The organism is Vreelandella nanhaiensis, assembly GCF_003990185.1.
Classification (GTDB): Bacteria; Pseudomonadota; Gammaproteobacteria; order Pseudomonadales; family Halomonadaceae; genus Vreelandella; species Vreelandella nanhaiensis.
Map to the genome: position 1 here is coordinate 145,116 of NZ_RZHF01000016.1, position 21,907 is coordinate 167,022.

Annotated in this window: 20 protein-coding genes; 12 read left to right on the forward strand and 8 right to left on the reverse strand. The window is 56.1% G+C overall.

The annotated features are described in order from the left end of the window. Positions 1 to 3 precede the first annotated feature (3 nt). From ELY38_RS12925 to mpl, 3 genes are read right to left on the reverse strand one after another with little or no spacing between them, the layout of a single operon-like run. Positions 4 to 624: a LysE family translocator gene (locus ELY38_RS12925; RefSeq protein ID WP_127062693.1), complete on the reverse strand. Its 621-nt coding sequence runs from the start codon at positions 622 to 624 to the stop codon at positions 4 to 6. Continuing rightward, positions 621 to 1,277, reverse strand: a complete 657-nt coding sequence (locus tag ELY38_RS12930; RefSeq protein ID WP_127062694.1) for a flavin prenyltransferase UbiX — start codon at positions 1,275 to 1,277, stop codon at positions 621 to 623. The genes ELY38_RS12925 and ELY38_RS12930 overlap by 4 nt, the downstream gene beginning before the upstream one ends. Next, positions 1,274 to 2,659, reverse strand: a complete 1,386-nt coding sequence (gene mpl, locus ELY38_RS12935; RefSeq protein ID WP_127062695.1) for a UDP-N-acetylmuramate:L-alanyl-gamma-D-glutamyl-meso-diaminopimelate ligase — start codon at positions 2,657 to 2,659, stop codon at positions 1,274 to 1,276. Before mpl ends, ELY38_RS12930 begins: the two co-directional genes overlap by 4 nt. A gap of 249 nt (positions 2,660 to 2,908) precedes the next feature. On the opposite strand from mpl, the gene ELY38_RS12940 reads away from it, so the two are divergent. Beyond that, on the forward strand, positions 2,909 to 3,298 hold the full coding sequence (locus tag ELY38_RS12940; protein ID WP_127062696.1) for a glutaredoxin family protein: 390 nt from the start codon (positions 2,909 to 2,911) through the stop codon (positions 3,296 to 3,298). Here ELY38_RS12940 and ELY38_RS12945 read toward each other — a convergent pair. Next, on the reverse strand, positions 3,295 to 3,792 hold the full coding sequence (locus ELY38_RS12945) for a hypothetical protein (RefSeq protein ID WP_127062697.1): 498 nt from the start codon (positions 3,790 to 3,792) through the stop codon (positions 3,295 to 3,297). The genes ELY38_RS12940 and ELY38_RS12945 overlap by 4 nt on opposite strands. A gap of 278 nt (positions 3,793 to 4,070) precedes the next feature. Here ELY38_RS12945 and ELY38_RS12950 point away from each other — a divergent pair, with 278 nt between their 5' ends. The 7 genes from ELY38_RS12950 (at position 4,071) to pepQ (ending at position 12,144) form a co-directional block, all read left to right on the forward strand. Further along, positions 4,071 to 5,642 carry an ABC transporter substrate-binding protein gene (locus ELY38_RS12950; RefSeq protein WP_127062698.1) on the forward strand — a complete coding sequence of 524 codons (1,572 nt, stop codon included), beginning with the start codon at positions 4,071 to 4,073 and terminating at the stop codon, positions 5,640 to 5,642. 154 nt (positions 5,643 to 5,796) lie between these two features. After that, the gene (locus tag ELY38_RS12955) at positions 5,797 to 6,846 is read left to right on the forward strand and encodes an ABC transporter permease (RefSeq protein WP_127062699.1); all 1,050 of its coding nucleotides are present in this window, start codon (positions 5,797 to 5,799) and stop codon (positions 6,844 to 6,846) included. Then, on the forward strand, positions 6,843 to 7,784 hold the full coding sequence (locus tag ELY38_RS12960) for an ABC transporter permease (RefSeq protein WP_127062700.1): 942 nt from the start codon (positions 6,843 to 6,845) through the stop codon (positions 7,782 to 7,784). The genes ELY38_RS12955 and ELY38_RS12960 overlap by 4 nt, the downstream gene beginning before the upstream one ends. 7 nt (positions 7,785 to 7,791) lie before the next feature. Further along, positions 7,792 to 8,808, forward strand: coding sequence for an ABC transporter ATP-binding protein (locus ELY38_RS12965; RefSeq protein WP_127062701.1), 1,017 nt, complete (start codon positions 7,792 to 7,794; stop codon positions 8,806 to 8,808). 2 nt (positions 8,809 to 8,810) lie between these two features. Further along, the gene (locus ELY38_RS12970; protein ID WP_185858989.1) at positions 8,811 to 9,872 is read left to right on the forward strand and encodes an ABC transporter ATP-binding protein; all 1,062 of its coding nucleotides are present in this window, start codon (positions 8,811 to 8,813) and stop codon (positions 9,870 to 9,872) included. Between the two features lie 49 nt (positions 9,873 to 9,921). After that, positions 9,922 to 10,830 carry a LysR family transcriptional regulator gene (locus ELY38_RS12975; protein ID WP_127062703.1) on the forward strand — a complete coding sequence of 303 codons (909 nt, stop codon included), beginning with the start codon at positions 9,922 to 9,924 and terminating at the stop codon, positions 10,828 to 10,830. Between the two features lie 12 nt (positions 10,831 to 10,842). Then, positions 10,843 to 12,144, forward strand: coding sequence for a Xaa-Pro dipeptidase (gene pepQ / locus ELY38_RS12980; RefSeq protein ID WP_127062704.1), 1,302 nt, complete (start codon positions 10,843 to 10,845; stop codon positions 12,142 to 12,144). 51 nt (positions 12,145 to 12,195) lie between these two features. Here the strand turns inward: pepQ and ELY38_RS12985 are convergent, their stop codons facing one another. Then, a complete protein-coding gene (locus tag ELY38_RS12985; RefSeq protein ID WP_127062705.1) occupies positions 12,196 to 12,972 on the reverse strand; it encodes a TatD family hydrolase in 777 nt (258 codons plus the stop codon). Between the two features lie 112 nt (positions 12,973 to 13,084). Then, positions 13,085 to 13,687: an OmpW/AlkL family protein gene (locus ELY38_RS12990; protein ID WP_185858983.1), complete on the reverse strand. Its 603-nt coding sequence runs from the start codon at positions 13,685 to 13,687 to the stop codon at positions 13,085 to 13,087. Between the two features lie 519 nt (positions 13,688 to 14,206). On the opposite strand from ELY38_RS12990, the gene ELY38_RS12995 reads away from it, so the two are divergent. Next, positions 14,207 to 14,971 (forward strand): SDR family oxidoreductase, encoded by a 765-nt coding sequence (locus ELY38_RS12995; RefSeq protein ID WP_127062707.1) that lies wholly within the window; start codon positions 14,207 to 14,209, stop codon positions 14,969 to 14,971. 111 nt (positions 14,972 to 15,082) lie between these two features. Here the strand turns inward: ELY38_RS12995 and ELY38_RS13000 are convergent, their stop codons facing one another. Continuing rightward, the gene (locus ELY38_RS13000) at positions 15,083 to 16,897 is read right to left on the reverse strand and encodes an NAD(P)/FAD-dependent oxidoreductase (protein WP_127062708.1); all 1,815 of its coding nucleotides are present in this window, start codon (positions 16,895 to 16,897) and stop codon (positions 15,083 to 15,085) included. 286 nt (positions 16,898 to 17,183) lie between these two features. On the opposite strand from ELY38_RS13000, the gene ELY38_RS13005 reads away from it, so the two are divergent. From ELY38_RS13005 to ELY38_RS13015, 3 genes are all read left to right on the forward strand, one after another. Further along, a complete protein-coding gene (locus ELY38_RS13005) occupies positions 17,184 to 19,157 on the forward strand; it encodes a sigma-54-dependent Fis family transcriptional regulator (protein WP_127062709.1) in 1,974 nt (657 codons plus the stop codon). Positions 19,158 to 19,249: 92 nt separating this feature from the next. After that, on the forward strand, positions 19,250 to 20,104 hold the full coding sequence (locus tag ELY38_RS13010) for an AAA family ATPase (protein ID WP_127062710.1): 855 nt from the start codon (positions 19,250 to 19,252) through the stop codon (positions 20,102 to 20,104). Positions 20,105 to 20,107: 3 nt separating this feature from the next. Further along, positions 20,108 to 21,289, forward strand: a complete 1,182-nt coding sequence (locus tag ELY38_RS13015; RefSeq protein WP_127062711.1) for a vWA domain-containing protein — start codon at positions 20,108 to 20,110, stop codon at positions 21,287 to 21,289. A 21-nt stretch (positions 21,290 to 21,310) separates the two neighbouring features. Here ELY38_RS13015 and ELY38_RS13020 read toward each other — a convergent pair whose 3' ends face one another. Next, positions 21,311 to 21,880, reverse strand: a complete 570-nt coding sequence (locus ELY38_RS13020) for a hypothetical protein (RefSeq protein ID WP_127062712.1) — start codon at positions 21,878 to 21,880, stop codon at positions 21,311 to 21,313. Positions 21,881 to 21,907: the final 27 nt, after the last annotated feature.

A 21,907-nucleotide genomic window follows, 5' to 3' on the forward strand; every position in this document is an offset into this window, starting at 1 on the left:
CGGCTAGCCTAACGCAAGCCAAAGGCCCACGCCTATCATCAGGGAGCCGGCAATACGGTTAAGCAGCCGTACATTGCCGCTTTTACCTAGCGTTTTACGCAACGTTTTACCGCCCGTGGCATACACCAGCATGCTGGCAAACTCGATCAGCAGAATAACCGCAATCAGCAGCAAAAGCTGACTACCAAGCGGGCGGTTGCTGTCCAGAAAAGGCGGCAGCAGGACCATAAAAAATGCCCAGCCTTTGGGGTTAGCAACTGCCGTGACAAACCCCTGTATGGCCAACTGCAGGCGCCCAGCCGCGGGCCCGGCGTTAAGCTCGCTGGGGATGGCCATGCGCCCCCGCGAACGCCACATCATGATGCCCAGATACATCAAGTAGGCCCCGCCCACCCACTTAAAAGCCGTAAACAGCTCGGGCTGGCGCAGCATTAGCGCGGCAACACCCGCCCCAGCAGCTGCAGCCACCAAGCCTACGCCAATAAGCTCCCCCACCATCATCCAGAGCGTGCGCTTAACGCCCTGGGTCATTCCCAATACCATGGCAAGCGTCATGCACATGCCAGGGGTAAGCGAAACAAACAAAAAGGTGGGAATGAAGATCGAGAGCGTGGTCCAGGTCATGAATTATCCTTAGCGGGGCTTTCTGCGCCTGTTCCTGTCTCGCCCCAACGCGGCATTAAAGTATGCTGAATTCCCAGCTGATTAAGAATTCTCGCAACAATAAAATCAATAAGATCATCAATAGAGTGCGGGCGATGATAAAAGCCGGGGGCAGCGGGCAGAATCACGACTCCTAGACGGCTTAGCGCCAGCATATGCTCCAGATGAATGGGCGACAGTGGGCTCTCCCTGGGAACTAGCACTAGGGTGCGCCGCTCTTTGATCGCGACATCTGCCGCGCGCTCGATCAGATTATTGCTTGCACCAGAAGCCACGGCTGAAAGCGTTCCGGTCGAGCACGGGCAAATCACCATGGCAGAGGGCGCGCCTGAACCAGAGGCCACCGGAGCCATCCAGTCTTCGCGCCCAAAGCAGCGTATCTGGCCAGGTGCGGCGCCGCTTTGCTCACTTAATGCCTGGGCCAGGCGTTCCGGTTGTGCAGGCAGGTTCATATCGGTTTCTGTGGCAACTACCATGTGAGCTGCCTTTGAAACCATGACCCACACTTCATGACCTGCCTCGACCAACACATCAATCAGGCGCAGCCCATACTGCGCACCGGAAGCGCCGGTCAAGGCCACGGTAACTGGCTTTTTAAAGGGGGTGCCACTCATGCGCCGAACTCCTTGGCCGTCAAAGCATGCAGCAGCCGCTCATGCACTCCTTCAAAGCCACCATTGGACATCACGACGATGCGATCCAGCGGTTCAGCCTGACTAACGACAGCACTCACCAACGCATCGATATCACGATACAGATGCGCGTTAGCGCCCTGCTCAGCCACTAGGGACTCCATCGACCACTCGATACCCGCAGGCTGATACCAGTACACCTGGTCGGCATCGACAATGCTCTGGTTTAGCCGATCGCGTAATGAACCAAGACGCATGGTATTGGAGCGTGGCTCAATCACCGCCAGCAAGCGCCCCTTGGTCGTAGTGGCGCGTAAACCTTTTAAGGTGGCGGCTATGGCGGTGGGGTGATGGGCAAAGTCATCGATCACCTGTACGCCACTAACTTCACCCCGCACTTCCTGGCGTCTTTTGGGCGTTTCAAAGCGAGCCAAGGCAGCACAGGCGCGGGCCAGATCTACCCCACACTGATGGGCGGCGGCGAGGGCTGCCAATGCGTTACGCGCATTATGCGCACCGCTTAACGGCCACTCGACAACGCTGTCTTCTTCGCCGTGCTTCGCCCGGTAAATAACCTGGAAACGGCTGGCATCGGGGCGCTCGAGGCATAGTTGCCAGGCACTTTCAGGCTTCTCGCCAAAGTACTCAACCGGCGTCCAGGCCCCCATGGCCAATACGCGTTCAAGCGCGGGTTGCTCGTCAGCTATCAATAGGCGCCCCTGGCTTGGTACCGTGCGAACCAGATGATGAAACTGACGCTCGATGGCGGCCAAGTCAGGAAAAATATCCGCGTGATCAAACTCAAGGTTGTTGAGTACGGCGATATCTGGGCGGTAATGAACGAACTTGGAGCGCTTGTCGAAAAAAGCCGTATCGTACTCATCGGCTTCCACGACAAACGGCCCTTGCGGATCGCCCAAGCGCGCCGAAACACCAAAGTTACGTGGTACGCCGCCAATCAGAAAGCCCGGCGCCTGACCGGCACTTTCCAGTAGCCAGGCCAGCAGGCTGGCGGTGGTGGTTTTACCATGGGTGCCGGCGATCGCGATGACCTGCCGTCCCGGCAGCACATGCTCGGCAAGCCATTGGGCGCCCGAGGTATAGGGCAAGCCGCTATTGAGCAGCGCCTCTACCTCCACGTTCCCTCGAGACAGCGCGTTGCCCACAATGACCAAATCGACAGAATCGCACAAGTGCTCTGCCCGGTAGCCTTCCATCAGCGTGATACCCGCCTCAGCAAGCTGGGTACTCATCGGCGGATAGACATTGGCATCCGACCCGCTGACCTGGTGGCCCTGTTCGCGTGCAAGTAGCGCAAGGCTACCCATAAAGGTGCCACAGATACCGATAATATGGAGATGCATGGTGCGCCCCTGACAACGTAATCAACACTGCATTGAAATAACAGGAAAGACTAGCACGACCGGCCTAATTGCTCATCCCTAAGGGCCGGTTTTAACGCACAAAAATGATCATGACGCGATCAGAACCGTCCTTAAGCGTGCCATCAAAGTGACAAATGCCCGTGATTGTTGCAGGATGCGTCCACTCTTATTGACTAACCACTTTTTACAAGCGTTGGCCGCGTCTATAGGCCAGCGAAGGAGCGTACCGTGCGCATATTGATTCGTTACTTTTTCCGGGGTGTTCGTTTGGTGCTGGCACCGGTGATGATTATTTCGGAGAAACTCACTACGCCAAGCGCCCTTGAGCGTACACCTGCTGAGCAGGCACGCGTTGACGCAGCCTGCCAGCGTCTGGCCCTTTACCAGTTCAGAACCTGCCCTTTTTGCATCAAGGTGCGTAAGGAGATCGCCCGTCTTGGATTAAACATCGAGCTTCGGGATACCCAACAAGAACCCGCTCACAAGCAGGCTCTTATAGAAGGCGGCGGTAAGCCGAAAGTGCCCTGTCTGAAAATCAATCATGAAGACGGTCGTGAAGAGTGGCTTTATGAGTCAGACGATATTAATCGCTGGCTGCATAAGCAGTTTGGGGCCTAGAACTCTGCCCGGTAGGCTTCAACATCGAAGTGAACATCAATCGCAATTTCTTCGTCCGGGCCCTGTGCAGCTTCTACGCTGTTTTGCAGTGCCATTGAGCCCTTAATGCGACCTGCAACATGCAAAAGACGCCCCTGCTGTTCAAAATGACTTATTGAGACAGCAACGCTACCGCCCTCTGACGTATAAAAAGGCGGCGTGGCTGCGCTGCCGATTAGCTGAACCACTTGGGCGTCAACAAGTTCGCCATCCTCAACGCTTAAATGCATGGACAGCGCCTCTCGGGCATCCCGGCTATCCGGATCCATAAAACCCGTAATTGTAATATCCAACTGGTTGCCTGTTTCAACATAGGCAGCACTTGAGTCCTGGCCGCCGTTTAAGACGAACCATTCGTATGCTTCACCTTCAAGCGTTCCTTCTATACTTGACGCGTGAACGGATAGTGGAAGCAGCCCAGCTATCAGTAGTGCGGCCCATCCCTGTTTTTTCATTATAACCTTCTAGTTATGTACCTGAAGAACCTGATAACTAAACGAACGTTTACTTTTGATCTACACCTTTCGTCTAACAGATTGATCGTTCATGCCTGTTAATAGCTTGATCATTTAGTAGATGAATAGAGCCTGTCATTATTTCGATTGTGCGGCGTATTGCCCTCTCTCTATGTTAGTAGCATAGCTTACAAGCTGACCGTGTCTGTTTTACTGGCTCTATATATGGCTTTAGGCGGTAAGGCGAACAATAAAACCATCAAAAAATGGGAACAATTATGACGCTTAAGAAAACATTACTGGCTTCTATTATTGGGGCGACCGTGGCGGGTGGCGCAATGCTACCGCTAACGGCAAGCGCGGAAACCCTGCGTATTGGCTACTCAGCCGACCCGGAAACCCTGGATATTCATGAACAGCTTTCAGGCGGCATGTTGCGTTTTTCACACCTTGCCTTTGACCCGTTGGTTCGCTGGACTAAAGATTTCGATTTCGAACCACGCCTGGCCACCGAGTGGGAACAGACCGACGACACTCATATGCGCATGACCTTGCGTGAAGGTGTCACCTTCCATTCAGGCAACGAATTCACCGCCAAAGATGTGGTGTGGACCATTGAGCGCCTGAAAGAAAGCCCTGATTACAAAGCTATTTTTGAGCCAATTGCCAGCGCTGAAGCCATCGACGACTACACGGTAGAAATCACCACTACCGAGCCGTACCCGTTGATGTTGAACCTGGCGACCTACATCTTCCCGATGGATAGCCAGTTCTATACCGGTGAAACGGATAACGGCAACGACAAGGCTGAAATCGTTAAAGCCGGTAACTCGTTCGCCTCGCGCAATATTTCTGGTACAGGCCCTTTCCGTCTGACTGACCGCCGCCAGGGCGTACGCGTTGACTTTGAACGCTTTGAAGATTACTGGGACACAGAAACAGAAGGTAACGTTTCCAGCATCGTTCTGACTCCGATTTCTGAAAATGCTTCACGCGTGGCGGCCCTGCTGTCGGGTGGTGTTGACTTTATTGATGCCGTACCGCCCAACGACCTTGAGCGCATCCGTGAGTCCGGCGATGTCAAACTGGTAGAGGTACCCGGCACCCGCATCATCGGCTTTCAGCTTAACCAGGAGAAAGTTGAAGCGTTTCAGGATGTTCGCGTTCGCCAGGCCGTTGACCTTGCCATCAACCAGGAAGGCATTGCCGACCGCCTAATGCGCGGCTTTGCCACTCCTGCAGGCCAGTTCTCGCCGGAAGGCTACTCCGGCCACAACCCCGACCTAGTACCGCGCTATAACCTTGAACGCGCCCAGGAGTTGATGGCCGAAGCAGGCTATGAAGACGGCTTTACGGTCGACATGATCGCGCCCAACAACCGCTATGTTAACGATGCCCAAATTGCTCAGGCCGTTGCCAACATGCTGTCGCGCATCAATATCAAGGTTAACCTGCGCACCATGCCGCTGGCGCAATACTGGCCTGAGTACGATACGCGCCAGTCCGATATCGCCATGATCGGCTGGCACGCGGATACCGAAGACAGCGCTAACTTCTTCCAGTACCTCTCTTTCTGCATCGATGACGAGACTGGTGCAGGCCAGTACAACTACGGCAACTACTGCAATGAAGAGATCGATGCGCTGGTAACCGAAGCTGATAGTGTCACCAACCTTGATCGCCGTAACGAAATGCTACGCGAAGCCGAAGCCATGCTCTATGAAGATGTCGGTTTTGTCATGTTGCACTGGCAGAACCTGGCCTACGCCGCCGCTAACGGCGTAGAAATCGAGCCGGTGGTCAATGCGCTCGACTTCCCTTACTTGGGTGATCTTGTGATCAGTCGCTAATCCTGCTGAACGTCCCGCAAGCTTTAAAGCAAGGATGCTTCGCTCTCCAGGCAACTGGAGAGCGAAGTACTTGTTGTACCAAAACGGCTGCAACGCATTTCAAAGCTTATCGTTAGGCCCTTTGTTAAACACTATTACATAGGTGGCGTACGCCATGATTGCTTTTTTAATCAAGCGGCTGATGCACGCGGTATTGGTGATGTTCGTCATCAGCGTGCTGGCCTTCGCCATTCAGGATAACCTGGGTGATCCGATACAACAGATGGTGGGCCAATCGGTCCCTGAGAGCGAACGCGATGCCCTTCGCGAACGTTTAGGGCTCAACGACCCCTTCATAGTGCAGTATGTGCGCTTTGCCAAGAACGCAGTACAGGGTGATTTTGGCTACTCGTACTTTTATCGTGAACCCGCTCTCGGCGTGATTGCCCGTCATTTACCGGCAACCCTTGAGCTGGTTTTTGCCGCCACGCTGATTATTGTGCTGTTGTCGGTGCCAATCGGGGTATATAGCGCGATTAAACCACGCTCCATTATCTCGCGTTTTTTCATGGGCGCGTCGATTATCGGTATTTCTATTCCGGTGTTTCTGACCGCTATTGTATTGATTCAAATATTCTCTATCGGCATCACCGTCTCCATTTTCCCGGAAAGTACCAGTTGGGGTGCCTGGCTGAACGGCTTTTTCTCCACCCAAGGTAGCATGCCTTCGTTTGGACGCGGCTATGATCTGGTGCACGTTATCGGCCACTGGGATACCAACCTGGCGTCCTGGAACGGGCTCAAGCATCTGGTACTACCGGCCATTTCGCTTGCCTCCATCATGCTGCCGCTATTTATCCGCCTGATACGTGCGGAAATGATGGAAGTACTCCAGTCAGAGTACGTCAAGTACGCTCGCGCCAAGGGTATTTCCATGCGCCGCGTCTACTTCGTGCACGCGCTGAAAAACACCATGCTGCCGGTCATTACCGTAGGCGGCGTGCAGATCGGCACCATGGTGGCTTACACCATCCTGACCGAGACCGTATTCCAATGGCCGGGCATGGGCCTGATGTTCCTGGATGCGATCAACCGTGCCGATATTCCACTGATTGTGGCCTACCTGATGATTGTCGGCGTCATTTTCGTGGTGACCAACACCATCGTGGATCTGATCTACGGCTTTGTGAACCCCACTGTAAAACTGACTGGTAAGCCCGCATGACGATGAAAACGAATAAGGCACCCAGCCGCTTAGAACGCTTTCGCGACTCTTTTGTGTGGTACAGCTTCAAGCGTGACCGCACCGCGCAGCTCTGCTTGGCGGTTTTTCTCTGCCTGGTAATGGCCGCGTTTGCTGCCCCCCTGCTCGCGCCTACCGATCCTTACGATCTGCGCCAGATCGATATCATGGCATCAGAACTGCCGCCTTTCTGGATCGATGGCGCCGATGAGCAATATTCACTGGGCACCGATGCCCAGGGCCGCGATCTCTGGTCGATCATTCTTTATGGCACCCGCGTGTCACTATTGATTGGTTTCGGTGCTGTTATTCTCCAGGCGCTTCTGGGCGTCACCTTTGGTTTGATGGCGGGCTATCTAGGGGGACGTGTGGATGCCTTTTTGATGCGCCTTGCCGACATCCAGCTGTCATTCTCGACGTTAATGGTCGCGATTGTAGTGGGTGCGGTGGTGAAAGCGACCCTGGGCGGGGCATTTTACAGCCAGTACGCCGTCTTGATGCTGGTGCTGATTATTGGCCTGGCTGAATGGCCTCAGTATGCCCGCACGGTGCGTGCCTCGGTGCTCGCTGAAAAGGGCAAGGAGTACGTGGACGCCGCCCGGGTCATGGGCCTGCGCAGCAAACGGATCATGTTCCGCCACGTACTGCCCAACACGCTTTCACCCATTTTCGTCATCTCCACGGTGCAGATTGCCAATGCGATCATCTCCGAGGCGGCGCTTTCGTTTTTGGGTCTAGGTATGCCGGAAACCCACCCGTCGCTTGGCTCGTTAATCAAGGCGGGGTTTGACTACATTCAGTCAGGCTCTTGGTGGATCACACTGATCCCCGGTGCGGTGCTGGTAGTGCTGGTGCTGTCTATCAATCTCCTGGGCGATTGGCTACGCGATGTCATGAACCCACGACTCTATAAAGGCTGAGGACACCATGGCATTACTTGAAGTTTCCCAGTTGGATGTACGCTTTGCCTTACGCCAGGGCGAGGTTAAGGCAATACGCGATGTAAGTTTTACGCTTGAGCGTGGTGAGCGTTTAGGCATTGTCGGCGAGTCCGGTGCGGGCAAATCGGTCGCGGCCTTTTCGCTTTTGAACCTGATTTCCAAGCCAGGGTTTATTGCCGGTGGCAGTGTTCGTTTTGAAGGGCAAACACTGAATACCATGTCGGAACGCGGCTTGCGGAAAATTCGCGGCAACCGCATCTCGATGATTTTCCAGGACCCGATGATGACCCTGAACCCGGTGTTATCCATCGGTGAGCAGATGGTCGAGTGCTTGAAGGCTCACCGGCGCATTTCTTCGCGGGATGCGCGTGCCATTGCGCTGGACAAGCTGCGCCAGGTGCAGATTCCTTCACCGGAAAAGCGTCTGGACCAATACCCCCATGAGCTATCGGGCGGGATGCGCCAGCGGATCATTATCGCCATCGCCCTGCTGCTTGACCCCGATATCATTATTGCCGATGAGCCTACCACTGCGCTTGATGTCACCATTCAGGCGGAAATTATGGCGTTGCTGCTAGATCTTTGCGAGCAGCACAATGTAGGTCTGATTCTGATTACCCATGACTTGGGTGTGGTGAGCCAGGTTACCCAGCGCATGCTGGTCATGTACGCCGGCCGGGTAATTGAACAGGGCCCCACACGGGAAATTATCAACGACCCGCAACACCCCTACACCCAAGGGCTGATCAACGCCCTCCCTCAAATGGCAACACCGGGTGAAAAGCTTAATCAGATTCGCGGCAGCATGCCGTCGCTTTCCAATCTGCCAAGCGGCTGCGCCTTTCATCCACGCTGCGATTTTATCAGGCGCACTGACGGGCAAGTCCGCCCGGCCTGTATCGAGCAGGTACCTGGCTTTGTACAGGCGGGTAACTGTCAGGCGGCTTGCCATATGGTGGCCGAGCTCCAGGAAGATCGTCGTTTAAAAGAGGAGAGCCAATGAGCATGCCCGCAAGCGCCAGGGTAGATAACCATATCCCTGCTGAAAACGTCGATGTCGCCCAGCCATTGCTGCAAATTCGCGATCTGAGAAAACGCTTTTCGCTGTCAGGTGATTTTCTTGACCAACTCCGCTTCAAGGGCGGCAAACTTGTCCGTCATCAAGAGCATGTACATGCCATCAACGGCGTGAACCTGGATATCAAGCGCGGTGAAGCCCTGTGTGTGGTAGGCGAATCCGGCTGCGGAAAATCGACCGTGGCGCGCACCGTCATGGGGCTTTTAAGTCCTTCCGAAGGCGAGATTCATTTCGATGGTCAGCGGATCGACCATTTAAGCTCGCGCCAGCTGCTGCCCTATCGCAAGCGTATGCAGATGATCTTCCAGAATCCCTATGCGTCACTGAACCCACGCATGACCATTCAGCAAACTCTGGAAGAGCCATTGCGTCTGCACCATCCAAAATGGAATCGACAGCAGATCGCCGATAAGGTTGAAGAAGTCATGCGCTCGGTGGGTATCGACCCCGACTGGGGCAAACGCTTTGGCCACGAATTTTCTGGTGGGCAGCGCCAGCGTATTGCTATCGCCCGCGCCTTGGCCGTCGACCCAGAATTCATTGTTGCTGATGAACCTATTTCAGCACTCGACGTGTCGATTCAGGCTCAGGTGCTCAACCTCCTGATGGAAGCGCAGCACGAACGTCATCTCACTTACCTGTTTATTACCCACGATCTGGCCGTGGTAGAGCATTTTGGTACTCGTGTAGCCGTCATGTACTTGGGTACCGTATGTGAAATAGCCACAACAGCCACACTCTTTTCCAAGCCGCGCCACCCCTATACTCAGGCACTGCTCTCTTCCATTCCGCGCCTGGAAGATGACCGGCCACAGCATATTCGGCTTAAAGGCGAAGTGCCGACCCCGGTTCACTTACCTAGCGGCTGCGTATTTCATGGTCGCTGCCCGTATGCTAACCCGCGCTGCCGCGAGGAAATACCTTTACTGCAAATGCAGCATGATGGCACTCACGTTGCGTGCCACGCTGTAGAAGAAGGCCGCTTATGAATCGCGGCGCTTTACTAGCGAGGCAAGCTCCATTACTGCGAGGTAAGGCATGGAAATTCGCTGGCTAGAAGACTTTATTGCCCTGGCCAGAACACGGCACTTTTCGCGTGCAGCGGATGATCAACACGTTACTCAGCCCACCTTTTCCCGGCGAATCAAGCTTCTGGAAGAGGAAATGGGGGTCACGTTGATTAATCGTCAGACCCTGCCACTTTCCCTGACCCCGGCCGGTGAAGAGTTTCTTACCCTGTGCGAGCAGGTTACCGACCGGGTGCGCTTAACGCGGGAGCGCTTACGAGAGATCAATGCAGGCCAACAGCGGCGCATCATGGTGGCCGCCCCGCAAAGCTTGCTGGCCCATTTCTTGCCCGAATGGTTGTCTTCTACCGGCTGGCAACATCAGGTACAGCCCTATCTGCGAGCCACCGGCTGGGTAGCCCACGACTATTTCCAGGCGCTGGCACGCGCCGAGTGCGATCTGGCGATTTGCTACTGGCCTGTTGGGCGCTGCGACCTGGATATTGACACCAGCGCCTGCCACTACCGGGTTATTGGGCATGAGCGATTAATTCCCGTAACCGGGGTTACCCCTCTGGGGGAGCCATGTACCGCGCTGCCCGGAACGCGCCAGCAGCCTTCGCCCTGGCTTGCTTACCCCAAACGGGGTCTGCTCGGCTCGGCCATAAAGGCTCATCTGGCCCGGCTGCCTCAAAGCACGCACTTGATTGCGCAAAGCGAAAACCTGTATGCCGCCGGTATCAAGGAGCTACTGCTGCTTGGCTATGGTATGAGCTGGCTACCCGAGCGCAACGTTGCCGCTGAACTTGCCGAAGGCACACTGGTTAGAGCCGGTGATAGCCGCTGGGATGTGCCCATGGAGCTGCGCCTATACCGCTATCAAAAGCATCACGCCGAACTCGAAAGGCTCTGGAACGAACTGCCCGCACTCCGCGTTTAAAAGGATTTCCTCATGTCAGAGACACTCTTCGCCCTGCAGCTTGCCCACCTAAAGCGCCTCGACCGCGCCTATACCGACATTCTTGAGCGTCTTGGCTTTGAAAGCGTGGCGATCTACAGCGGCCACAGCGATTATTTCTTCGCCGACGATCACGCCCCGGCCTTTCAGGCCTACGGGCACTTCATGCACTGGGTGGGCTTGAGTGACGCCGAGCATAGCTGGGTGGTGATCGAACCAGGCCAAAAACCTCGGCTGCTGCTCTACGCTCCCAGTGATTTCTGGCATTTGACCACCACCCTGCCCGACGAGCCCTGGATCGAGGCCTTCGACATCACGCTTTGCCAAAAGCCCACCGCGCCGACGCTTTCTAAAAACGCCGCGGTGATCGGCGATACAGCAAGGCTCGGTGAAGAGCAGCGCCAAACGCTTGGCAACGTCGAACTCACCCCCGAGTCGTTGATCACCGCGCTCGACGAGCTGCGCGTGACAAAGACCGACTACGAACTCGCCTGTCTTCGCGAGGCCAACCGGCTGGCTAAGGCGGGCCACCAGGCGGCCAAGGCGTCGTTCATCGGCGTGGGCGCCGAGCTCGACATTCAGCTCGCCTACCTGGGCGCCAGCCGCCAGCGCGAATCCCGAGTGCCCTACCAGAACATCATCGGTTTGAACGGCCACGCCGGCGTGCTGCACTACCAGCACTACGACCTTACTCCGCCGAAGATGCGCCATAGCCTGCTGGTGGATGCAGGCCACCGTTTTCGCGGCTACTGTGCCGACATCACCCGCACCCACGTCGGCCCGGATGCGCCGGAAATCTTCGCCGCCCTGGTGGTCGCGCTGCATGGGTTGAAAAACGAGCTGGTGCAGTGCATCGGACCGGGCGTGGAGTTTACGGCGCTGCACGAAACGATGCACCAGCGCCTGGCGGATATTCTGGTGAGCTTCGACCTTTACAAGGACAGCGCCGAAAGCGCGCTCGAGCTCGGCGTCACCCGCGCCTTCTGCCCGCACGGGCTGGGGCATTTGCTGGGGCTACAGGTGCACGACGTGGCGGGGCTTAAAACCGAAGATGGCGCGCCGCTACCCGCCCCCGAAAAGCACCCGGCGCTGCGCCTGACGCGCACACTCAAGCCCGGCATGGTGGTGACCATCGAACCCGGACTCTATTTCATTCCCATGCTGCTGTCCCCGCTCAAGGAGCAGGGTCGTGCCGTCAATTGGCCGCTGGTGGAGTCGCTGATCAACTGCGGCGGTATTCGCATCGAGGATAACGTGCTGGTCACCGAATCCGGCTTCGAGAACCTGACGCCTTGAGCCTCCCAGGCTTAAAGGGGTCGTCCCTTTGGCGCTGACGGTTTTAACCAATCAGATCCTGAAAAGCCGGCGGGTATTGTCGCGAATGGCCTCGGCAATCTCCTCCGGCGACTCTTCGCGAATCTCGCAAAGGCTATGCCAGACGTGGCGAATACGCTCGGGCCGATTGGGCTCGCCCTGAAACCCCTGCACCGGCATATCCGGCGAGTCAGTCTCGAGCAAAAGCGATGAAAGCGGCAGGCGCGAAAGCGTTCGGCGGGTCTTGGTGGCCCGCTCGTACGTTAGCGTGCCGCCCACGCCGATATAGTACCCCGCCTCGATGAAAGCCCGTGCCTGCTGCTCGCTGCCAGCAAAACCGTGCACCACCCCGGTCCTTGGCAGCTCGATTCGCCTTAGATGCATCGCGAGCTTGTCGTGGGCGCGCCTGGAGTGGAGGATTACCGGCAGCTCGAACTCACGCGCCAGACGCAGCTGCGCTTGAAGCAGCGCCTCCTGCCTTTCGAACTGCGGGTCGTCGATGTAAAGATCCAGCCCGATCTCCCCGATCGCTACCAGCTTCTCTGGCCTTTGGCGAAGCCATTCCTCGAGCCGGTCGAGATGCGCCTCTTCGAACTCGCCGATCGCCATCGGGTGAATGCCGAGCGCGGCGTAAACCGGATCGAAACGCTCGGCCAGCGCCATCACACCGTCGAAGCGCTCGGCCGTTACGCCCACCGCGATGATTTTTTCGACCCCGGCCTCGCCTGCCCGCGCAAGACTCTGCGCTTCATTGCTTGCGAAGGGGGGGAAATCGAAGTGGCAATGGGTATCAACGAAGGATGTGGACACGTGGCTACTCCTTTACCGTTTGAGATAGCTTAAAAGTGTGTAAATCGAGCATACACAAAAACGCCCGGCGTTTGCCGAGCGTTTCGAGGTGACTAACGTCGATCAGAGAGCGTTAGAAGCGGAAGGTAACACCGCCACCGACCGTCAGCGGATCCATATCCACCTTGCCAACGGTTTCGCCACCGGTGCGGATATCGGAGCTTACATCCGCGTAGCTTGCAAAGCTGTTCAGCGATACGTTTTCGGTAACCGCTAGATCGACACCGACCTGACCAATGGCACCGTAGCTTGATTTAACGCTTACATCGCTCGGCTCGCCGGAGAAACGCGTGTAATTCACGCCCGCACCAACATATGGCTGAACGCGTGAATCCATGCCACCCAGCGGGTAATAGTTCACCAGCAGGTTGACCGGCATACGGTCGAAGCTGCCGTTATTGCCCGCTGCATTAAACTGATGCTCAAATTTCTCGGAGCTATTCAGCTCAATGCCGACTTTATCAGTGAACAGGTAACCAGCGCCGAAGGTGAAGCCGCTCTCGTTCTGAACATTGAGCTCATTGCCGCCTACATTACCGTTACCAGAACCGGTATCAGTTTTTGCATAGCCACCGCGGACAAATGCATCGCCTGCGTTATATGCCAACGCCGCCTGACTTGCCAGAGCAAAACCAGCAGTAATCACAGCGGCTGAAATCAATTTTACGTTGCGCATTTGGTTCATCCTCGTTGCATTTTAGCTGGACTAGCGCCGGGCAACCGGCTTACCTATACAATATATACTACTCGAACAGTGTTTCCAAATTCCTTGTGGAGTTTTTGCGTAGGTTTATATAAATTGAATGTTTATTAAGCGCAAAAAAAGACCTCCCGAAGGAGGCCTAGGTGGAGCACGCCAGCTCACTCTATGTATCGCCCGGCAGGTTCACCGTGGCGACGTGGCAAAGAAGGGAGAGCACCCACTATCGAATCAATCTCGATGTAAACAACTCTATTCATTTGCTGCTTGTATTTTATAATGCGATACATGTGCCAATAATATTTTTTATATTAAAAAACATAACCTTAAAAATTTTCGTTTGTAATGCTATGCTGGGCTTTTCTGGAATATTTGCAAAAGCGCACCGATCCGGCGCATCTTTTCTCGCTTTGCCTCATAACGAATCACTCAATAACTCCGGCAAGAACCTCGAGGGTATTATCGAACCGCCGATACCACCCAGGAGACATACTCATGACAAACCCTCAGACCTACTACATCACCGGAGGCGCCCAAGGCATTGGCCTCGGCATCGCCCAGATGCTATTGGCCGATGGTCACTGCGTTGCCATCACCGACATTGACAAAAACGCCCTTGACGCAGCACTTGAGAGGCTATCCAACCACCAACAGCTATTGACCCTGCAGGCAGATGCCGGCGATGAGGCTCAGGTAGCAATGAGTCTTGAGAAAACCGTCAGCCACTTTGGCCGCCTGGACGGCATCGTGCACAACGCGGGCATTGCCGACCCTTTTCATGGCCCGGTCGAGCAGCTCTCACTCGATACCTGGCAAGCCTACTTGAACACCAACCTCACCGGAGCGTTCTTATGTGCCAAACATGGGGCACCGTATCTACGCGCTCAGGGTGGCAGTATCGTGCTGATGGCCTCTTCCCGCGCCATCCAGTCCGAGCCGGACACCGAAGCCTACGCCGCCAGCAAAGGCGGTATTGTGGCCCTGACCCACGCACTGGCGGTCAGCCTCGGCCCGGATATTCGGGTAAACGCCATAAGCCCCGGCTGGATCGAAGTCGGCGACTGGCAAAAGCCCTCCCGCCAGCAGCCCATCGAGCACCGCGCCATCGACCGCGAGCAGCACCCCGCCGGGCGCGTTGGCACGCCTGAAGATATTGGTGCGCTGACCCGTTTTCTACTCTCCAAGGAGTCAGGCTTTATTACCGGCCAGAATTTTGTGGCCGATGGCGGCATGACGCGCAAAATGATCTACGCCGAGTAACCAAGACGACGATCAAAAAAGGCCATCCGAAAATGGCCTTTTTTCCTCATGCCCTGCATCACCAGACTTGCACTTTGTTTTATGCCAACTTTGTTTTATGCCAACTTTGTTTTATGCCAAGTGGTGAACCGACTGCAGACCATAGACGGGCGTCTCCAGCCCTTCCATACGCGCTTTCAACTGCAGCGCTAAATAGTGCGAGTAGTGGCGTGACTGGTGCAGGTTACCACCATGAAACCACAGCGCCTCCTGCTGGGTGGGCTTCCACATGTTGCGCAGTTCGCCTTCCCAAGGGCCAGGGTCTTTGGTGGTATCAGAGCCCATACCCCAACATTTGCCTACCTTATCCGCCACTTCCTGGGAGATAAGCCGTGCTGCCCAGCCGTTCATGGAGCCGTAGCCGGTGGCATACACGATCAAATCCGCCTCCAGTTCGCTGCCGTCGGTCAGAGTGATCGAGCGTGGATTAATGCGCTCGATGCCGACGCCGCTGCGCAGCTTGATATCACCGTTGGCGACCAGCTCACTGGCGCCTACGTCGATGTAGTAGCCCGACCCCCGGCGCAGGTACTTCAAGAAAAGGCCGGACTCATCATCGCCGAAATCAAGCATGAAACCCGCGTCTTCCAATTTTTGATAGAACGCTGCGTCACGCTGTTTAACGGCGTCAAACGCCGGGCGCTGGAAGTCAGGCAGCAGCCTGTAAGGGATTGAAGCAAACAGCAGATCGGCTTTGTCATGGGTCAACCCGCTGGCTACCGCCTCCTCTGAGTAGAGCGGCCCCAGCACCTCCTCCATCAATGAATCCGACTTGACGATATGGGTCGAAGAGCGCTGAAGCATGGTGACATCGGAACCATGCTCCCAGAGTGCGGCGGCAATATCATGGGCAGAGTTATTCGAGCCCACGATCACGCACTTTTTGCCTGCGTACGCATCCGGCCCCGGGTGCTGGCTGGAGTGCTGCTGCTCGCCTTCAAAGCTCTCCGCGCCTGGAAACTCGGGCACGTTGGGCATCCCCGACATGCCGGTGGCCATCACCAGCTGTTTAGGGCGTAGCGTGATCGCCTCGCCGTTGCGCTTCACGTTGACGACCCATTCGCCCGCGGCTTCATCGAAGCGTGCATTCTGGCACTCGGTAGAACCCCAATAATTGAGCTCCATTACCTTCGTGTACATTTCCAGCCAATCGCCCACCTTGTCTTTCGGGGCAAACACTGGCCAGTTATCAGGGAAGGGAATATAGGGCAGATGGTCGTACCATACCGGATCGTGCAGGCAGAGAGATTTGTAGCGTTTGCGCCAGGAATCGCCGGCACGCTCGTTGCGCTCGACGATGATCGTTGGCACGCCCATCTGTTTTAATCGCGCCCCCAGACCAATCCCCCCTTGGCCACCGCCAATAATCACGCAGTAGGGTTGCTGCGTGTAGCCCAGCTCGGCTTCCTCGCGCTCTCGGGCTTCAAGCCAGGTTTTTCGCTGTTTATTAGCGCCGTGCTCGGCCCCTTTGGGCCGGTGGTGATTACGCGGTTCGGGAAAATCGTCCAGCGCCTGCATGGTAGTAAGCAGCGTCCAGCACTTGCCCTCTTTCAGGCGCAAGTACCCTTTGCCGCTGGCGAGCGCTGTTTTAAAGGTGAACCACGCCTCAACAGTATCGCCGTTTTCGCTGGCCTCCCCTTCGAGCAGCCACTGCGTGGGTCGGGTATTGGCCAGCGTGGCGCTGAGCATGGCCTGGATTTCATCCTTGCCTTCGCAGGTTTTGAGATTCCAGGTAAACGCTAGAAAGTCGCGCCAATAGCACTCATCGTTAAACAGCGTCAGTACGCGCTCAATATCCTTCGCTTGCAGCGCCTCATCAAACGCATGCAGCCATGCGTTGGCCGTACTGGTAGCGTTTTGCGGTGTTTGTACATCTGTGTGGGTCATCGCGGATACTCCAGGTGCGTTATTATTGTTGAACTGTCGGCAAGACACTCAACTTTAAGCACTTGCCATGCCAAAAAACAAAAACCCACATAGACCACTGAAAAACAATGAAATTCAGTGCAATCCCTACTGAAAAAGGCGTAGCCGGACACGTACACCTGTCACACTTTGTGTACGGTATACGTTACAGCTGTAACGCACGACTAACGGCGTAGCCCGCCCTCGTTGACACCGCCTGTAAAGCGCATAGGCTGGAAGCACAACAATAACGCCGTATGGAAACGCCATGCCGAATCAATTGCCCCCGTCTGCACGCTTGGCATCCGTGCAGCGACAGCATATCGAACATATCTTCCAGCTCGGCGAAGGGCGGGAAGCGCCGCAACTACCGGCTCAGGCCACCATCCGGCGCTCCTGGCTGCGCTGCCTGAACGAGTACCGACTCGACCCCACGCAACCACGCCCGGCTCGCGTAGTACCACAGCAAACGCTGCTAGAGCACCGTGAATCCGTCGATGAGCTTTTGCACGTTGCCCGCGCCGGGGTCGATCAGCTGTACGGGCAAATCGCCCAATTGGGCTATGCGCTATTGCTTACCGACCACCGCGGTATTACCGTCGAATTTCGCGGCAACCCCGATCAGGACCAGCAGCTACGCAGTGCAGGCCTCTATCTTGGCGCCGACTGGGACGAGCGCTTTGCGGGCACCTGCGCGGTCGGCACCTGTCTGCACGACCGTCGGGCCATCATCTGCCACCACCAGGAGCATTTCGACGCGACCCATATTTCGCTCACCTGCACCGCCGCTTCCATCGCCGACCCGCAAGGCAACGTGATGGCTGTATTGGATATCTCGGCGCTGCACTCGCCCACCGCGCATGAAAGCCAGAACTTCAGCCTCTCGCTGGTAACGCTCTATGCCCGCATGATCGAAGACGCCTATTTCCTGCAGCGCTATCGCGACTGTCTGATGGTGCGCCTGGATACTTCCCGGGAGTTCGTGCACGTAAATGGCCGCGGCCTGATCGCGATCGAGGAGAACGGACAGGTGATTGCCGCCAATGCCGTGGGCCGCGAACTGGTAGCAGACCACCAGCGCCGCTGGCCGCCATGGTCCGCCCAGCACGCGCCTCTGCTAGGCGAGCTGTTTGAGTGCGACATTGCCGACGTGCTGAGTATCAACAGCGCCGCCGACGACCAGCTACGAGCGTTCCGTGCCCGCGCCAGCAACGTTATCTACTTTATCAGCCTGCTGGAACCACGCAGGCCCCGCGTGGCGCCTCCAGGCACGCCCGCATCTACACTCCCCACGCCGCTAGCCCGGCTGGGGGCCGATGACCCCGCCATGCGCAAGGTGCAGAAACTGGCCGAGCGACTGCGCAACGAAACCAGCGTCAACGTGCTGATCAGTGGTGAAACTGGCACCGGTAAAGAGGTAGTTGCACGTGCCCTGCACGACAGTGGCAACCGCGCCCAGGGCCCCTTCATTGCGGTAAACTGTGCCGCCATTCCCGAAGCGCTGATCGAGAGCGAGCTGTTCGGCTATGAACCTGGCGCCTTTACCGGTGGGCGCCCCAAAGGTATGCGTGGGCTGATTCCCCAAGCCCATGGCGGCACGCTGTTTCTGGATGAGATCGGCGATATGCCGCTGGCCCTGCAAACCCGTCTGCTGCGGGTACTGGCGGAGAGGGAAGTGATGCCCCTTGGGGCGCACAAGCCTGAAAAGGTCGATATCCGGGTAATAACCGCCACTCACCGTCATATCGACACCTTGATTGCCCAAGGCGAATTTCGCGAAGATCTCTACTACCGTTTAAACGGCGCTCAATTATACCTGCCTCCGCTGCGCGAACGCGCCGACAGGCTCTACGTGATTCGTCAGGTGTTCGACGATGTGACACGCGAACGCGGCGGCAGTCAATCACCTCGCCTCGGGGCCGATGCCATCAGCGCCCTGCTTGCTTATGCGTGGCCCGGCAATATTCGTCAGCTCAAAAACGCGCTGGCGTTTGCCCTGGCAACCGCCGAGAGCGATGAAATCACCGTTTACAACTTACCCGAACAGTGCCTGAGCCAGCGCATTACCCATACGCCTTCGCTAACCGCACCCGCAGGCGACTGTGTGGATAGTCACCTCGTCACACGACTTCAGCAGCACCAATGGAACATCAGCGCGGTGGCCCGAGAGCTTGGCGTTTCACGGCCAACGGTGTATCGGCAAATGAAGCGCCTGGGCATCGTGGCGCCGAACAAAGCCTAACGGTTGACACCTCTGCCGCTTGGCCTAGGCAGCCAGCCTCACGTACACTTGTTTGAATCTGCTAATTGACTCAACCAGCCGAGGCCCTCTCCATGGCGTTTGAATCCACCTCTTCATACATTGCTACTGACGCACTGAAACAGGCGGTAAACGCAGCCGTCATGCTGGAGCGCCCGCTATTGATAAAAGGCGAGCCTGGCACGGGTAAGACCTTGCTGGCTGAAGAGCTGGCGGCCTCCCTTGGCACTCAATTGATCACCTGGCATATCAAATCCAGCACCAAGGCGGCTCAAGGCCTTTATGAGTACGATGCCGTCAGCCGCCTGCGCGATTCCCAATTGGGCGTTGAAGGGGTTGAGAACGTTGCCAACTACATCAAGCCTGGCAAGCTGTGGGAAGCTTTTACCGCCAATCAGCGGGTGGTACTGCTGATTGATGAGATCGATAAGGCCGATATCGAGTTTCCCAATGACTTGCTCCAAGAGCTGGATCGCATGGAGTTTCACGTTTATGAAACCGGCGAAACCATCCGTGCGGAGCTTCGCCCGATTATTGTCATAACTTCCAACAACGAAAAAGAGCTGCCCGATGCTTTCCTGCGGCGCTGCTTTTTTCACTATATCGACTTCCCTGACCGGGACACTCTACAAGCCATTGTCGATGTGCATTTTCCCGATATCGCCCCTCGGCTTGTCAGCGAAGCGCTGGAAGTATTTTTTGAGCTACGTGATACCCCAGGCCTCAAGAAAAAGCCCTCTACTTCTGAATTGGTCGACTGGCTGAAACTGCTGATGGCCGATGAGCTTGTCCAGGAAGCGCTCTACCACCGCGACCCTGTCAAGGCACTTCCCCCCATGGCAGGCGCACTAATTAAAAATGAACAGGACACTCACCTGCTGGAGCGTCTGGCATTTATGCTACGCCGCCAGAAAGGCTCAGGTCGTTAAGCCATGTTTATTGGCCTGTTTGAGACGTTAAAGCGTGCCGAGGTGCCCGTTTCACTGCGTGAACTATTAGACCTTCATGCCGTGGTAGAGCGTGGCGTGGTGTTCGCTGATATGGAAGCGTTCTATCAGGTGGCCCGCACCGTCATGGTGAAAGATGAGCGCTATTTTGATCGCTTCGATCGTGCCTTTTCCGCTTGGTTTAAAGGCCTTGAAGATATGGACGCTGCCATTGAGGCGCTGATCCCGGATGACTGGCTGCGTCGCGAGTTTGAAAAGCAGCTTACCGATGAAGAGAAAGCCAAGATTGAATCCCTGGGCGGCCTGGAACAGCTGATTGAAACGTTTAAAAAGCGCCTGGAAGAGCAAAAGGAGCGCCACGCAGGTGGCAACAAATGGATTGGCACGGGAGGCACCAGCCCGTTTGGCGCCTATGGTTATAACCCCGAAGGGATACGAATTGGCCAGGATGGTTCACGCCACCGTCGCGCCACCAAGGTATGGGATGAGCGGCGTTTTCGCGACTATGATGATTCTCTGGAGCTTGGCACGCGCAATATCAAAATGGCGCTGCGTCGGCTGCGCAAGTTTGCTCGCCAAGGGGCTTTGCAGGAGTTCGATGTCGACAGCACCATTCGCGAAACCGCCCGGGATGCAGGCCTTTTAAATGTGCAGATGCGGCCGGAACGCCATAACGCCGTCAAGGTATTGCTGTTTCTGGATGTAGGCGGTTCCATGGATGACCATATTCGCGTTTGTGAAGAGCTGTTCTCAGCGGCCCGCTCTGAATTCAAGCACCTTGAACACTACTACTTTCACAACTGCCTATACGAAGGCGTATGGCGGCATAATTCAAGACGCGGTAACGAGCGTATTCCGACCATGGATGTGCTACACACTTACGGCGCTGATTACCAGGTCGTCATTGTGGGCGATGCGGCCATGTCACCCTATGAGGTCACTCACCGGGGCGGCAGTGTTGAACACTTCAATGAAGAGCCCGGCGGCCTATGGCTGAAGCGTCTTTGTGAGACGTTTCCCCATCTGGCATGGCTTAACCCTATGCCGCCTCGTGCCTGGGAGTATACCTACTCTACCCAGCTGATTCAGGAGCTTATTGGCGGGCGCATGTATCCGATGACCCTTGAAGGGCTGGAAACCGCCATGCGCGAACTGGCTAGAAGGTAGCCTTGCCCATGGCGGTGAGCATCATGCGTTAAGGGATGCTGGAAACTGATTCAGGCCGTTCAAAAAGTCCTGCTTGGCGCTTTCAAAGGCTTTGGCATCGTGCTTGAAGCGCCGCAGGATCAGCGCTTCATCAAGCGCCACTGTTGCAGCCAGCTCTTCCTGGCTACCGGCCGGATGGCGCACGCTCAAACCAATTCGCTTTTGGTCAGCGCCATTGAACCAGCGTTTAATACCACACGCCTGATAAAACGCTTCCTGTTCGGCGCTGTCGACCTCGACCCGGAGCGGCGCCTTTAAGGTCAGCTCGCTTATCAGGCGCTGCTTGGCACCGTTAGGTTCAAGCTCGCAGGCGTGGGTAAGTGTCATACCTTCGCCCGTTTCATCGAGCACCAAGAGCGCCAATGCCTGCGGCTTACCCGCTTTATCTACGCCTGCCAGCAAGCGGGCTACTTCTTGTTTGAATAGCACACTGCGCGTACCGGTAAATACTACCAGCGGCGTCAGGCCAGCTTTCTGGCCATAAACCTCAGCGCATAGACGCGCTAAACAGGCATCTCGCTGCCCCGCCTCTTTAATCTGAACTACCTTCATTACGCTCTCTTTAAGCTGTTGCGATCA